The sequence below is a fragment of the Mesorhizobium sp. M1A.T.Ca.IN.004.03.1.1 genome (assembly GCF_003997555.1).
Lineage (GTDB): Bacteria > Pseudomonadota > Alphaproteobacteria > Rhizobiales > Rhizobiaceae > Mesorhizobium.
Genome location: NZ_RZTV01000806.1, coordinates 1 through 248, shown reverse-complemented (window position 1 = coordinate 248; position 248 = coordinate 1). Strand labels below are relative to the sequence as shown.

Below are 248 nucleotides of genomic sequence, written 5' to 3'. Positions count from 1 at the left end.
GTCAGGACACGCTGCTCATATTAGGTCTGAGGCAATATGAAGGTCCGTGGAGGGGCGGACAGGAGGAGAAAATGAAGTTCGGCCCCGATAACTACAATCACGAAGAGCGCTGCTCGCAAGGCCATAGTTCGGCATCCACGATCGCCACAATCGAAGCAGCCCTTTCCGCCGATCCGGATATCGACAGCAGTGCCATCGAGATCAGGATGCTCGGCCCTGTCGTCCTGCTCGAAGGCTTTATAACCAAG

General features: G+C 55.6%; 1 protein-coding gene. It reads left to right on the top strand.

Annotated features, from left to right (window positions below; translation table 11 throughout):
* Nucleotides 1-71: 71 nt before the first annotated feature.
* The coding region (locus tag EOD29_RS33885; RefSeq protein ID WP_127248884.1) for a transport-associated protein at nucleotides 72-248 on the top strand (177 nt) is incomplete at its 3' end.